The organism is Vibrio sp. ABH4_348, from assembly GCF_056159765.1.
Map to the genome: position 1 here is coordinate 279,169 of NZ_JBSWVW010000002.1, position 13,636 is coordinate 292,804.

The 13,636-nt window shown below is 43.0% G+C and carries 16 protein-coding genes; 6 read left to right on the forward strand and 10 right to left on the reverse strand.

Annotated features, from left to right (window positions below):
* Nucleotides 1-108 precede the first annotated feature (108 nt).
* Nucleotides 109-687, forward strand: a complete 579-nt coding sequence (locus tag ACXAFJ_RS14915) for an FMN-dependent NADH-azoreductase (RefSeq protein WP_475324511.1) — start codon at nt 109-111, stop codon at nt 685-687.
* Nucleotides 688-689: 2 nt separating this feature from the next.
* On the opposite strand, the gene ACXAFJ_RS14920 is transcribed toward ACXAFJ_RS14915, so the two are convergent.
* Nucleotides 690-1,481 (reverse strand): helix-turn-helix domain-containing protein, encoded by a 792-nt coding sequence (locus ACXAFJ_RS14920; protein ID WP_475324513.1) that lies wholly within the window; start codon nt 1,479-1,481, stop codon nt 690-692.
* A gap of 115 nt (nt 1,482-1,596) precedes the next feature.
* Here ACXAFJ_RS14920 and ACXAFJ_RS14925 point away from each other — a divergent pair, with 115 nt between their 5' ends.
* The gene (locus ACXAFJ_RS14925) at nt 1,597-2,832 is read left to right on the forward strand and encodes an MFS transporter (RefSeq protein WP_475324514.1); all 1,236 of its coding nucleotides are present in this window, start codon (nt 1,597-1,599) and stop codon (nt 2,830-2,832) included.
* 125 nt (nt 2,833-2,957) lie between these two features.
* Entirely contained in the window at nt 2,958-3,374 is a 417-nt protein-coding gene (locus tag ACXAFJ_RS14930; protein ID WP_475324516.1) for an MAPEG family protein, read from the forward strand.
* Nucleotides 3,375-3,378: 4 nt separating this feature from the next.
* Here the strand turns inward: ACXAFJ_RS14930 and ACXAFJ_RS14935 are convergent, their stop codons facing one another.
* The 4 genes from ACXAFJ_RS14935 to ACXAFJ_RS14950 all read right to left on the reverse strand — a co-directional run bounded on the left by ACXAFJ_RS14935 (nt 3,379) and on the right by ACXAFJ_RS14950 (nt 7,523).
* Entirely contained in the window at nt 3,379-3,969 is a 591-nt protein-coding gene (locus tag ACXAFJ_RS14935; protein ID WP_475324518.1) for a Crp/Fnr family transcriptional regulator, read from the reverse strand.
* A 69-nt stretch (nt 3,970-4,038) separates the two neighbouring features.
* A complete protein-coding gene (locus tag ACXAFJ_RS14940) occupies nt 4,039-4,857 on the reverse strand; it encodes an arylamine N-acetyltransferase family protein (protein ID WP_475324519.1) in 819 nt (272 codons plus the stop codon).
* Nucleotides 4,858-5,013: 156 nt separating this feature from the next.
* Nucleotides 5,014-6,468, reverse strand: a complete 1,455-nt coding sequence (locus ACXAFJ_RS14945) for a DUF3360 family protein (protein ID WP_475324520.1) — start codon at nt 6,466-6,468, stop codon at nt 5,014-5,016.
* Between the two features lie 314 nt (nt 6,469-6,782).
* The gene (locus ACXAFJ_RS14950) at nt 6,783-7,523 is read right to left on the reverse strand and encodes an NAD(P)-dependent oxidoreductase (RefSeq protein WP_475324522.1); all 741 of its coding nucleotides are present in this window, start codon (nt 7,521-7,523) and stop codon (nt 6,783-6,785) included.
* Between the two features lie 111 nt (nt 7,524-7,634).
* On the opposite strand from ACXAFJ_RS14950, the gene ACXAFJ_RS14955 reads away from it, so the two are divergent.
* Nucleotides 7,635-8,537 carry a LysR family transcriptional regulator gene (locus tag ACXAFJ_RS14955; RefSeq protein WP_475324523.1) on the forward strand — a complete coding sequence of 301 codons (903 nt, stop codon included), beginning with the start codon at nt 7,635-7,637 and terminating at the stop codon, nt 8,535-8,537.
* A 15-nt stretch (nt 8,538-8,552) separates the two neighbouring features.
* Here the strand turns inward: ACXAFJ_RS14955 and ACXAFJ_RS14960 are convergent, their stop codons facing one another.
* Nucleotides 8,553-9,386, reverse strand: a complete 834-nt coding sequence (locus ACXAFJ_RS14960; RefSeq protein WP_475324525.1) for a pyridoxamine 5'-phosphate oxidase family protein — start codon at nt 9,384-9,386, stop codon at nt 8,553-8,555.
* Nucleotides 9,387-9,602: 216 nt separating this feature from the next.
* Between ACXAFJ_RS14960 and ACXAFJ_RS14965 the strand changes: the two genes are divergently transcribed.
* Nucleotides 9,603-10,409 carry an EAL domain-containing protein gene (locus ACXAFJ_RS14965; RefSeq protein WP_475324527.1) on the forward strand — a complete coding sequence of 269 codons (807 nt, stop codon included), beginning with the start codon at nt 9,603-9,605 and terminating at the stop codon, nt 10,407-10,409.
* A 26-nt stretch (nt 10,410-10,435) separates the two neighbouring features.
* On the opposite strand, the gene ACXAFJ_RS14970 is transcribed toward ACXAFJ_RS14965, so the two are convergent.
* The 4 genes from ACXAFJ_RS14970 to ACXAFJ_RS14985 all read right to left on the reverse strand — a co-directional run bounded on the left by ACXAFJ_RS14970 (nt 10,436) and on the right by ACXAFJ_RS14985 (nt 12,417).
* Complete coding sequence (locus ACXAFJ_RS14970; protein WP_475324528.1) at nt 10,436-10,672, reverse strand: DUF1059 domain-containing protein; 237 nt, start codon at nt 10,670-10,672, stop codon at nt 10,436-10,438.
* Nucleotides 10,673-10,762: 90 nt separating this feature from the next.
* Complete coding sequence (locus ACXAFJ_RS14975; protein WP_475324529.1) at nt 10,763-11,188, reverse strand: VOC family protein; 426 nt, start codon at nt 11,186-11,188, stop codon at nt 10,763-10,765.
* A 226-nt stretch (nt 11,189-11,414) separates the two neighbouring features.
* Nucleotides 11,415-11,831, reverse strand: a complete 417-nt coding sequence (locus ACXAFJ_RS14980; protein ID WP_475324531.1) for a VOC family protein — start codon at nt 11,829-11,831, stop codon at nt 11,415-11,417.
* Nucleotides 11,832-11,871: 40 nt separating this feature from the next.
* Nucleotides 11,872-12,417: a 2-thiouracil desulfurase family protein gene (locus ACXAFJ_RS14985; protein WP_475324532.1), complete on the reverse strand. Its 546-nt coding sequence runs from the start codon at nt 12,415-12,417 to the stop codon at nt 11,872-11,874.
* 90 nt (nt 12,418-12,507) lie between these two features.
* Here ACXAFJ_RS14985 and ACXAFJ_RS14990 point away from each other — a divergent pair, with 90 nt between their 5' ends.
* Nucleotides 12,508-13,407 (forward strand): DMT family transporter, encoded by a 900-nt coding sequence (locus ACXAFJ_RS14990; RefSeq protein ID WP_475324533.1) that lies wholly within the window; start codon nt 12,508-12,510, stop codon nt 13,405-13,407.
* Nucleotides 13,408-13,636 lie beyond the last annotated feature (229 nt).

Here is a 13,636-nt window from a genome sequence, read left to right on the forward strand (position 1 = left end):
TCAAAAATTTTGAACTATCTGGTCAAAACGTTCCAATTTAATTATCTGTAAGCCCTGCATAAACTTGTTTTCAAGCACTCAGCAGTATTGAACAAACAAGGATATAGCATGGCAAACGTACTCGTAATCAAATCAAGTATTTTGGGCGACAATTCTCAATCGAATCAAATCATTAATCAAATAGTCAAAGACAAAGAAGTGGTAGTCCGCGATCTAGCGAGCTCGCCAGTTCCTCAACTTAACACTGATGTTATGACTGCGATTAATTCCCCATTGGAAAACCTGTCGGATAACTTGGTTAACATTCAAAAGCTATCGGATGAACTCATTAAAGAGCTTTCAGCCGCGGAAACAGTTGTCATTGGTGCTCCAATGTATAACTTCAGCATACCAACTCAACTGAAAAACTACTTCGATATCATGGCTCGTGCTGGTGTGACATTCCAATACACCGAAAATGGCCCTAAAGGCCTGATCGGTGACCGTAAAGTCATTGTCGTCACAACCCGTGGTGGCATTCACCAAAATCAACAAAGTGACACTATCACTCCATATTTAAAAACCATTCTTGGTTTTTATGGGATCACTAGTGTTGATTTTGTCTACGCTGAAGCACTAAACATGGGAGAAGACGTTGCTCAGACTAACCGCAACAAAGCTCTCGACGAGTTAGCTGAGCTAATCTAGTCCTAATTTTTTTGGGGCATATCCGCTACATAGTTATGTATATCTGGTAGCTCACCGTGAAATGCCCCTTTTGCTCCCATCAGTCCAAACGTGTACTCAAATATTGGCTGGGTGATTTTTTTTCTTCTCCGCTGCGTTTCTGCCAACAACTCAAACATTTTTTCATCCAGCTCTTTTGCTAAGTCTTCAAACTCTTGTTGTGTCAATTCCAGCTTGAGATCAACCAAAAACGCGTCACTATCGTTAACTTGAAGATTTCTGACTCTTTGATGCAGACCCAACAAAACATTGTCGACAAAGTAGATAGGAAAATTCGCGCCAACAGCAAACGCTGTATGTGTAGGTACTGTAAGTTTGACCATGTCATTGTGGCCCAGAGAAATCAGGTCAACCGTCTCTAGTTCACGACACATCAAGTAAAGCGTGGATTGCTCTAGTTTGTTCTCCCGTTGAATTCTGCAAAGTGTTTTACCTTCTGAAAGTGCTGTCCACAGTGTAAACAATGCAGGCTTGTGACAAAAAAGTGCATCTTGCTGAGAGGTAAAAGTTGGGATGCTTTGATTTTCTTCTTCCGCCCGACGGATCAACTCAGACAATGGTAATTCAATTAGCTGAGCAAATGCCTGCAATCGCTCTAGTGCGATAGATTGTTGGCCATTAAGTAACCTTTTTACTGTAACCTGCGAAACCTTCAGTTGATTCGCCACATATTGATAATCCAGCCCTTTTTGCTTCAACTCGCGCTTGATCATATTTAACAAATTGATATCTAGACCATTGCTATTTAGATCCATCTTAGCCTCATAAATCGTCACCCATAAGGTCGTTAAACGATACTTTCTATTATTTCATGGCAACAATTGTCGCCGAATATTATAAAAGCGATCAAATTATGATTCTTTTTATACTATGACAACTCAAATTTTGCTTTTAATTCGCTTCGGCTCGCAACAGTTCTTGCATTGGTTTTTGGTCGGGATTCTTTTACCCATATTGGTGTTGATGTTTACCGAGCGCGGTTTGTCACTCTCAGAAATAGGTTGGATTATGGGAGTATGGGCTGCTACCACTGCACTGTTAGAAGTGCCCTTGGGAGCGCTGTCAGATAAATGGGATAGGCGTGCAATTTATCTACTTTCTGCCGCACTCAACACTGTTGGCTACCTTTGCCTCATGATGTTCAGTGAATTCCATATTATTGTTTTTGCAGCAATAATATTAGGCGCCGCCAGAGCGATGTATTCAGGGACAATAGATGCTTTGTTTTACGAGTGTTGGCAAAAATCAGAAGGGGATGTGAATTCTCATCAAGCGCTGGCCTACCTGTCTATCTCGCAGACTGTTGGACTAGCATTAGGCTCACTCTCAGCAGGCTTGCTTCCCAAATTATCAAGCTTATCGTTGGTTACATCGGCGTACTCGACACATTTGTCAGTCATTAAAACGGGCTTCTTTCTGATGATACCTCTAACGATATTGTTGATTCCGAGCAATACCAAAACCTCACAATGCAAGGCTCAAAATCTTAATTCCCTAGACGATGAATCAAGGTTCGAGTTTTCCTTGCAGCTTAGGTTAAAAAGGCTGTTTGCCATCACTTTGTTGTTTGGGCTGACGTTGAGCGTAGTAGAAAACAACTGGCAGCTGTTGGTGGACAATTACTTAACCCAAACCGAAAGTTTGATGATTTTTGGATTGGTCTCTTTTACATTTTTTGCCGCTGATGCACTTTCCTCGTGGCTAGCCACAAGAGCTGCAAATCTATTTCAAGGTGATCATGAGCGCCTTATTTGGGTCACAAGACTCATCGCTGGCATCACACTTATTGTAATTACTTTCGTCGAACATTTGGCTCTATTCTGGTTCGTATATTTCTTATTTATTCTGGTCTTTATGTTAGGTAACACTTCTCATTCTTTGCTGATAAATCAGAGTGTTGAGGATAAAAATCGCGCCAAAGCACTATCACTAGATTCTGTGTTCTTTACCTCAGGTGGTGTCGCAGCGTCTATTGGATTTGGTTACATCAGTGAGAGCTTTTCACCGCATATGAGTTGGGTGATTTGTGGATTGCTATTGACCATAGGAACGCTACTTTTAAGAAGCCAAAATACGAGATCAGCTTTCGCAAAATCAACTCATTAAGATCTAACTAAGACAAAGCTCGTAAACAGATTCAGTTGTTTTATTGTTCAACGTTGCAACAAGCCACTTTACATTTACATTGCGCACAACTAAAATGCTCGCAACTTAAAAGGAGAGATTTTGTTATGTTTGAGCAATACACAGTCGCCATGTGGGGAATTTGGGTTATTTTGTTTACGATCTTTGTTCAGGGAATCGTGGCATCTGCTGCGCACCGCAAACAAGGCCAATATGTGCCGGGTATCGTAGACGCTCAACTGAGCCACGAGTCGTTCGTTTTTCGTAGCCATAGAACGCACCTTAACTCGCTAGAGAATGTGGTGGTATTTATCGTCCCGGCATTGATTTCAATTTGGGCGGGAATGAATCCAACAACCTTGGCCATATTTGTTTGGGTTTACGCCATTGCCCGACTCGCGCACATGGCCCTTTACTACGCGATTGCGACTGAGACAAACCCAAGCCCAAGAAGTTACTTTTTCATGATTGGCTTTTTGGCAAACTTTGGCCTGTTCATTGCCCTCGCGATACACGGTTTCTAGATCCTTAAACTTGACCGAGTTTTAACTTAGCTCGAATCCGACTTAGTGCCACAGGCGTTATACCGATAAACGATGCGATGTACTGCAGTGGCACTTGTTTCAAAAGGTCAGGGTTGTTATGGATGAAATTTAAGTAGCGCTGCTCAGCGCTCAGTTTAACCAAGTCGTTCTCTCGTTCTTCTTTTTGGATGAACAGGTTTTCGAGAATCTGAATGTAGGCCGGATAAAAGCCGGGCTGACTTGCTAATCCTTGATACAAATCTTTCCAGTTTATACTCAAACAAAGCGTGTCTTGCAAAGCTTCAATAGACACTAGACTCGGCAACTTTTTGACCATGGCTCGCGTTGAGCCAACGACAGCAGGAGCAATAGTTAAAGCTTGGGTGTAATCTTTGCCATCTTCCGTCACGCTGCAATAACGAACGAGACCTGTTTTTAGATAGAAAATATCCGGCGCGCAATCCCCTTGTCTTACGAGATTTTCACCCTTAGCAATGAACTTGACCTCACTATTCACTCCGTAATGCTTAAGAGGGTATGGCAGCTCAACACCCAACCGTTGCAATAACTCGCGCTCTAGTTCAGTTTTCTCCACACTCTTATCTCCTTACAGCTAAGTCCATAACAACTTGGTACTCTAAGCTTGCTCGTAGTGTTTGTAACCTTATTCAGCGTGATCTAGGCTTGGCTGACAAAATCGATTGAACAAAAACTCACACACCGCTTGATCAACTGACAGGTTAAACACGTTGGTCAGCCACTTGTGCAAATTTGAAGCGCTATCAATGCGGTGAACAACTTCGTCGGCGGCTGAAATCGCTCTTATCTCACTGTTTCGCAATGAATAAGTAAGCTCAGATTTTTTTACACTCACGACTAGGTTATTGACAAAGGCTGCCTGCGGAAAGGTATGTGAAAAGTAGTTAGCAACCTTGCAATCTGCTTCAGTATACACATTGTTATCAAAGGTATATATGGTAAAAAAGCCCGCTTTTTTCCACACTTGTAGAGCCAATTTGCCAGCGTCAATCTCTGTTATTCTAAAACGGCCGTCGGAGAATTGTTGTTCCAATCCCAGTTCGATTTTTACCGGGCAGCTCGGCCCCATAAAACCAAAACCAACATCAAATAGGTACTTTTGGCTTCCAAGGGTGACTATGGAAATTCGATGGGTACGCGGATTATCCACATTCTGATTGTAAACTACACGCGCTAGCTTAAGCTCGACGTCAAAGCCAAGGTCGGTGAGGACATCATAGGCCAATTTGTTTTGCTCAAAGCAGTAGCCTCCCATTTGGTTAACCACGATTTTGTTGAACACACTTTCCGAATCAATTTTGATTTCATTTTTCAGCAACACAGCAACGCTGCTAAAGGGAAAATTTGCCAGGTGATTTTGGTGCATTGCGGTTAAAAATTCTTCAGATGGAGTTTCAAACTGAAGATTAATTTTCGCCAGATACTGTAAGGTTTGTACATTCATGCTGTCTCCTCATTCATCTCGTTAGCACTGTTGTTTTGTTTGACTGAGACCAGATTAGCGCCTTTGACTAACTGACAAATTAACCTAGGTTTAGTGCGCACAAAAAAAGCGCCTCACTAGGCGCTTATACAAAAACATAGCAATTGGAACGTTTAACTACAGTAGTTTTGGAATACCTGGTAGCTGTCCAACTACAGCAAGAGCGCCAACACATACTGTTACCGCAGCCAATGGAATAGCAAGGCGGTCAATACGAGATAGAGATTTTGAACGTTCTGCATCACCAATCAGACCTGAGTTATCAAGCAGCATTGCAATTGCCCAACCAAACACTGGGTTAACTAGGGCACAAGCAAACATACAAATACCTGCACTTTGCGCGTTTCTAGCGTTACGAACCATCTGCATACCGGCTTCAAGTAGCGGCAGGAATACTCCCACCAGAAGTGCAACACGAAGAACTGGTTCCCACATTGCCAAATCCATTGGATAACCAAGAACCGCTGCAAAGATACACATTAAACCGGTTAACAATGCACCACCTGGAATCGGGCGTTTGGCAATCGCCGCCGGGATCATGTATGTACCCCATGAAGACGCTAGGTTACCACCACCTAAACCTGCACCGACGATTTGGCGCACAGAACAGACCGTCATAGTGTCATCAACATCCATCAATGCACTTTTGGCTTTTTTCGGGTAGTTGAGTTCTTGGAATACGCGGTGACCTAAGAAGTCTGGAGACCACATTGCAACCGCCAAAATAGCAAATGGGATAACGGCAATGTAGTGGTCAAACTCTGGCCAGCCTAACTGCCAACCCGTATCTTCACCCCACCAGTAGAATGGGCTCATATTTGGAAGACCCGGCTCGGTGGTGAACTCAAACGGAACGCCCATCACATAAGCCACGATACCGGCAATCAACGAACAAAGAGGAATCGCTAACCAGCGCTTTTCCACTTTCGCCAAATACGCGTATAAAACAATAGTAACAACGATAACGGCAAAGGAAACTGAATCAAAACCGCTTGCCGCTGACCAAGATTCAAATTTGCCCAACTGACCAATCAAGCCAACCGCACCTAGATATATCAGCAAGCCACCACGAACACCTTCACCAGTCAATTTAACCAGTTTAGAGCCGCCTTTGGAGACACTGAGCAGCATTCCGAATACACCAACCATGATGCCAAGTGCTAGTGGGTGGCCACCGGCTGCCGCAATTAACGGAATAAGCGGAATCATTGGGCCATGGGTACCAGCTAGGTTCGTTCTAGGGTTGAGCATTGCAGAGAAAAATATGGCAAAAAGGAGACCTGCAATAAGAAGTTCGAAACGCACGTTTTCAGCGACAAATTCCGGCGACAGGCCAAACTGCGCTGCAAATGCGGCAACCATTGCGGTAACCATGACCACTTTACCGATAGTCGCTGCGAGGGCAGGAACCCAATCTTCTAGTTCTACTCCAAAATCACGGAAAGGTAAATGCATACGCCAGCGTTTGAAATCCGAAATCTCCAGTTCGTGTTCAAGGTATTCTTGACGCTTAGAGAACGATGACGCCGGTCGTCTGTTCTTTTGATACTCAGTCTGGTTATCGCTAGACATTCTTACTCCAAAAATGAAAAATCAGAATCTTATCTAGCGCCTATTTTTCAGATAGCGACTTACAAGTTATTGATGTAAATCATCAGAATTTAATATATCTATCATTTATATTTTTTATTTCTTTTAAATACAATGACTTAAAAATTGTATTTATTTATTTCGCTTCGGTCTAGAAATACCAAATTAATAGCATAAGGAACCAGCCCAGCTATTAATATATTTGTAACCATAATTACAAATATTTTCAGAATTAAAAACCAAATCACAATTAATAACCAATACAAGAAACCAAAAAGCAATCAAAAACCGCAACACTAAGCCACCTCACCGTTTTGATTCAATGCGGTTTCTTTAACGCTCTGCTCCGAATACAGTACCGGGCACTGCCCCTTCCATTGCTGCCAAAGCGTTTCGTCGGTTGCAAGTTGCACCATAAAATCGGCGACATTTATTCGGCTAACTTGTCCCGCATTGAATATTGCACTGCGAATAGGCGATGCAAATACCTGATATAAAGATATTTTTGTCTCATTCACTAACCCGTCAGGGCGAACAATCGACCATTCAATATTTGAATCCGCGTTTAACAAAGTTTGTGCTGCCAGTTCATTGTCTTTATGAGGTGGTAGCAAATGACGAAGCAAAAATACAACTGAACGTTGTGCAAGGCTAGTGATCTCTTGATTAACACTGACTCCGCTGCTGCCCATCAAAATCAATTTAACTTTTTTGTCTGACGTTGACTGAATTTCCTCAATAGCTTTTACCAATTTTTCAATTGTGAGTTGTAGCCAATTCCGTGGTCCGCCATAAACACCTTTAAAGGACAGATTATGGCCCAGGCAACTGACCACGGCATCGCAGTCACTAATCTGACTCACTAAGTCGACAAAATTCATGTCGAGCGCGGTACCTGTCAACTCTGTCAAATTCGGGTCAACTGCGGCACCTTGGCCATTTCGCACTAAAGTAGTGACTAAGTGACCCTGTTCAAGCAGGTGATTGACCACGTGCTTGCCAGTAGCACCGGTTGATCCTAAAACCATAACTCGCATTGTCTTTTCCTTCTCAAATAGCGTAACCGGGTAGATAGACAAATTGTATCTATACTTTTTTGTATTGGTATTGGCATAATACGTTTAACCTCCATACAAAAATGTATAGTCATGGACTTAAACGCCCTTTCGTTCGATTGGAATTACGCCAGAACATTTTTATTCGTTGCCAAAGAAGGCTCGCTCTCCGCTGCAGCGAGAAAACTCAACAGCACACAACCAACCGTCGGTCGACAGATATCGGCTTTAGAAGAGGAGCTCAACCTCGTACTTTTTGATCGCGTAGTAGGCGGGATAAAGCTTACTGACAGCGGTCTCGCGTTGTTGGACCACGTTGAAGATATGTATGGATCTGCTCGCCAGATTGCCATGACCGCTGCGGGCCATGAGCAAGAAGCTGAAGGTGAAGTTGTTTTGGCCGTCACCGAAATGGATGGACATTACCTTGCTCCCCACATCGTTAAACGTTTAGCCGAAACTGCACCCAAGGTGCGACTAAAAATTCGTGTCTCAAACCAGCTATCAAATCTTGGTCAGCGAGAAGCCGATATCGCCATCCGGTACAAGCGACCTGAACAACCGGATCTCATCGTGAAAAAACTATTTAGCGAAACCATCAGGCTGTATGGACACCATAGTTACCTCGAAACCTTAAGCGCAGATGATGAAATACCTTGTGAAGAGCTAAAAATCATTGGTGTCGAAGATTACCCGAGAATGATTCAGTACTTAAATCAACGAGGTTGGCGGCTGACAGAAGAAAACTTTTTTGTGCTGACTGACAACCAAGCGTCTCAGGTGGAAATGATGAGATTGGGATTAGGGCTAGGGTTTCTACCAGACCACATCGCCGGCAGCTACCCCATGCTTAAACCGGCATTTCCTCAGTTACAGTCGCCTATCGAACTCGACGCTTGGGTGGTATGTCATCGGGAACTGCATACTTCCAAACGGATGCGTGAAGTGTTCAATGTCATCGTCGAGTGCGTTCAAGAGCTGTCGCCAAACAGCTAACAGACATCTCCAAGACTATTCAAAATCGGCCATTTTAGGACAAACAACATGTTCAGCTTTTAGATGGTACATTTCGATGTCGGGATGGCTAAAGAATCCCATTTCCCAAGGATTTTTCGTAATGAACAGTTCTCTAATTTGGCCAAACAGCTCAGTGTCTTTGGGAACCTGAAACACTGAGCCACGAATGATGCTGTAGTTCCACTCGATTGCCTGCTCAAAGGTAAATGTTGCTCTACCGTCAATGGCAAAATAACAGCGATTGTCTTTTTGCAGTACTTGCCCTTTAAACGTACTTGGAAAGGTAATGAAGAAGATGTCATCATCCACCGATGATAAAAAAGCCATCACGGTAGTATGAGGTTGTCGATTTGCGTAGGTCAGTAACACCCCAATTTTGTTGTCATGCTCCTCGTCATCGATAGCTGGAACCTGAGTCAATGGTGACTTGGGTAAAGAGATTGTCGGTCTATCATCACGAGGGAACTGATAATCTTCTGATTGATAGCTTTTAACTGCTGATATTCCGTAGTAGACCTGATATTCAAGTGCCCCCAAGGTAACGGTAAAATCACTATCTATACTCTTTACCTCTGCCTTGTAGGACAGACGATAAACCGATAGCTCTGCATCGTACTCGGAAACACCGGTGCGATTATCCAAATGCAACGTCACCAGTTGACCGCCCTTAAGAGAATGGCCTTTGGGGAAGCTTAACTTCAAACTTGTCTCGTCTGGTATTTCAACGCCACATATGTAGACGTCCATTTTATCGGCGCCGTCCGTATACGTACCTAGCACGCCTAAAACTCGTTTACCTATAAGTTCTCTAAGAGTTTGTTTTTCCATCTCGGATTTGTACGAAGCAGTTCTAATGGTGAGTAAAACGATAACTCAAGCACAGAAGTTATGTCACTCTTAACCACTCGAACTTCTAATTCAGTTTCATTGAACAAGTCAAACATCAATATTGACTATTAACATACTAAGAACCGCTTTATAGTGGCGCTTTGGTGATACCTTAAAACTTCTTTTTAAAATTTGTTCCAAAAATAGGTAAGTTAGGTGAATTCTAAAAAACAACCTTTTGATTCTGTCGATGCAACTGGTGAAGTACAATCTGCCCAACATTGTTCTATATCCTCTATACAGTCTAGTTCGCAGCAAGAATTCGATTCAGTCTTGAAGAACAATCAACTGGTTCCATTTTGGCAGTCCGTTAGAGACATCCAAAGACAGCAGCTTTTTGGTTATGAAGCTCTAATCCGCGGACCTTTAGAGACAAAATTGCACTTTGCCGATAAGCTGTTTGGTACAGCGTTGGCACTTGGTCGCGAAGCAGAGCTAGAAAAAGCGGCGCTGCAAACACACCTCACTAAACATAACGAATTGACCCAGTTAACCGACAAAGACCCTATTTTGACGCTTAACATCACCCCATTCTTCCTTTTCGATTCGAGTATTGAGCAATTGCTAAAAACTTACCCGAATCCATCCTTACTCAAACTCGAGTTGACCGAGCATCTACCTGTTGATGAATGGGACGAAGTAAAAGCCAAAATGGATGACTACAGAGCATATGGATACGAGTTTTGGCTAGATGACGTGGGGTGTGGTTTTTTCGATTTGCAAACCATAGATATCGTAAAACCAGAAGTGACCAAACTTTGTATTTCAACGATTAGCCGCTTAGGAGAGTCTGATCAAATCATTTTAGAAATAGAACGCGTTGTAAGATCGGTTCATGCATTCGGAGGTAAAATTCTTGCCGAAGGCATAGAAACTGAGCTTCAACTAACTCTCGCTCAGCAAATAGGCATCGACCTGGCTCAAGGCTTCTTTTTCGATAAGCCGCGTCCTATGGGTTCATAAATAAAAAGAAAGTAGACCCAAAAGCTTTAGTCGCTAGGCAGGTTATCAAATTCTAGTTTCTTGCTTTCGTACCACGCTTGCATTGCTTTGGGGTCTTGCATGAGACGTTGAACTTCGGCCATGGCTGCTAAGTGGGTGACATCTTGTTGCTGAAACATTTCCATACCGTGTTGTTTGCTTTGCTCAACCAAATCTTCAAATGTCTCTGCCGAGAAAGCTAAATCGCACGCACCGCCGAGTTGCTTACATGTCATGGTTTTCATCGTTATCTATCCCCAATATCACATTCGATTCGCTTAATTACAGCCTACTTATTCAGGACTGTCTAACTGTTAGCGGAAGTAAAAAACAATTCAGTTATTAGAATCTGAATTAAAACTCCCGTCTAACCTTTTGTTTGGCGCATCACCGAAAGGACTCGATACGTCGATAACACAGCCTTCTGGGGAGCGTAGCAGCATCCTGAGCTGACCATAGGGAGTCAATTCAGGTTGCTGAATAATTTCATACCCACCGGATTTGACGGCCTCTTGAGTCACTCGAACATCCTGGACTACAAAGGTAAGATAAAAACCAGCTCCTTGAGTACTAACATTTTTTGGAATGATTTCATGACCAGTAACGATGAGACCCAATTCAATTGAGCAGGAATCACTTACCAATTGGACAAACCAGTCGCTTTCGGATTTAACCTCAAACCCAAACAATTCTTGATAGAAGGATTTGGATGCAGCCAAATCGTCGCTGATTAAGTTAACCATCATTCTCTGTGTTTTCATTGGCATTCCTTCCATATTGGGCACAATTAGCTCTCGATCATCGCATCAAGAAGAAAATTGGTTTTTGTTAAGATTGTTATAGCCTATTTCACTCCGACAAAAACATTAGCACTACCTCAATTCTGAAATGCAGAAGTGCAGAAGTGCAGAAATGCAGAAATGCAGAAATGCAACTATCACGTCAGAAATTGTTTTGATGCTATTGAAAGTTTGGTTATAGCTACAACTAACGCCCATACATCGGATGGTCTGAGTTTAACTGCAATAAGTCCCACAAGTTGCCATAGAGATCTTTAAAGACCGCTACCGTACCGTAATCTTGTTCAGAGGGAGGTCGTACAAATTCGATACCTTCGCAGCGCATTCGATCATAATCCCGCCAGAAATCATCGGTATTCAGAAACAAAAAAACTCTGCCGCCTGACTGATTACCAATGAAATCGATCTGCTCGGGCTTGGACGCTTTGGCTAACAATAAGCTCACACCGTTCGAACCCGGAGGTGAAACCACCACCCAACGTTTGTCTTGTTCAGCTTGGTAGGTATCTTCGATTAGCTCAAACTTCAGTTTGTTCACATAAAAATCTAGTGCCTCATCGTAATCTCTCACGACTAAAGCGACATGAACGATTGACTGCTTCATGAAAGTCCCTCACACAAATGTTGTTTCATTCACTTTATGGTTATTGACTATCATTTATCAACAAACGCAACTCAGACAGATTATGTTGGCTAAACACCTTAATTCCGTTCTTTTCGAGCAAGGCAACCGTGACTCCTTGTCCTTCTTTTTTGACGCCACCAAAGCTACCATCATAGATTGAGGAACTTCCGCAAGATGGGCTAGACTCGGCCATAATCGCAAACCGAATGCCATGTCTTTGACAAAACTCCAGAGTTTTATTCGCACCCAAGACAAATAAGTCGGTTACATCGACCCCGTTATCTCCCTTTACCGCTGCATTGCTTTTTAAAACACTAAGACCATTGCCGGCTATGATTTCTGCAGGAGGCCGTGGGGTTGGCATGCCAGCTTGAACTTCGGGGCAAAAGTGATGAATTGCCGTATGGTTTTTCAACCAATCCATATCATCTTTAGCAATAGACAAAGCACTAGCGTTGTAACGAACTTTATTGCCCATAAGACATGAGCTGAGAAGAACTTTTTCCATAGGGATACAACCAATAACGTCCCAAAGGCTGAAGCCTAACACGACAGTATCTGACATGTAGAATAATTTTCTCTCCCTGTTGGAATACAAGACAACGTATTTGAATCAATGTGATACCATTGAGTTTTGCTCGCTTGTATCCCCGTCATGTCTAACAATTTGGCTTCATCATTACCCGTTGGTGTTCGTTTCGCGCTTCTTTCAGCTTTAGGGTTTGCGTTAATGGCCGCTTGCGTGAAATACGTCAGTCAACATGGCATTCCCCTATTTGAAATTGTCGCAGCACGCGCAGTGGTTTCTGTGGTGATTAGCTATTTGGACGTCAAGCGCAAAGGAATATCGCTATGGGGTAACAATAAGCCACTGCTATTTGCTAGAGGGGCTATTGGCACTGCAGCGCTGATGTGTGTGTATTATTCGGTCACCTCTCTGCCCATGGCAGAAGCCACTATTCTCCAATACGTTCACCCAGTTTTCACAGCACTTCTAGCGGTGTTTCTCCTAAAGGAAAACATCAGCAAAGCAACAGCAATTTGTATCCTTCTTAGCCTACTAGGATTGGTCGCGATGATTCAGCCAACCCTAACTTCGGCACAACCTAGTCATTTACCTTTGTTTAGTATTGCGATGGGCTTATTGGGTGCTTTGGGCAGCTCTGTTGCTTATGTCATCGTTCGCAAATTGAGTAAAAGCGAAGATCCTTCGGTCATTATTTTCTATTTTCCAATGATTGCAGTCCCGGTTTCTTTGTTCATGATGGGCGATGATTTTGTGATGCCAGACTTATGGTTGGGTTGTTTACTGATTTTGGTGGGTGTGTTTACGCAGGTCGGTCAATATGGGCTAACCAAAGCCATGCAAACTCAATCTGCAGGTAAAGCGTCAGCCTATTCCTATGTACAAATCGTATTTTCTGCGATCTTAGGCGCTGTGATCTTCAATGAAATCCCCACCATGTGGACCTATCTGGGCGGTTTGTTGATTGTTACCGGAGCACTGATCAACGTATTTGGCTTCAAATGGCTCTTGGGTAAGTCAACGAACTAGTTGATATATATCGCACCTAAGCCGCATCATGTTGTCGGTAATCTAACGATCTGTTCTGTTTAAGCATCTCTTCATAGTTGGGCTATACAGCCCAACTAGACTCGCATTTTTCACTCCCAAACCCTTATCTTCGTAGGCAGCCGAACTGTATGTGTTGCAGTTTTGTCTCATTTTTAATACTCAAGAATCTCAATGATGAATCGCCCTTGTTCTCACTTTGGAGACAGAA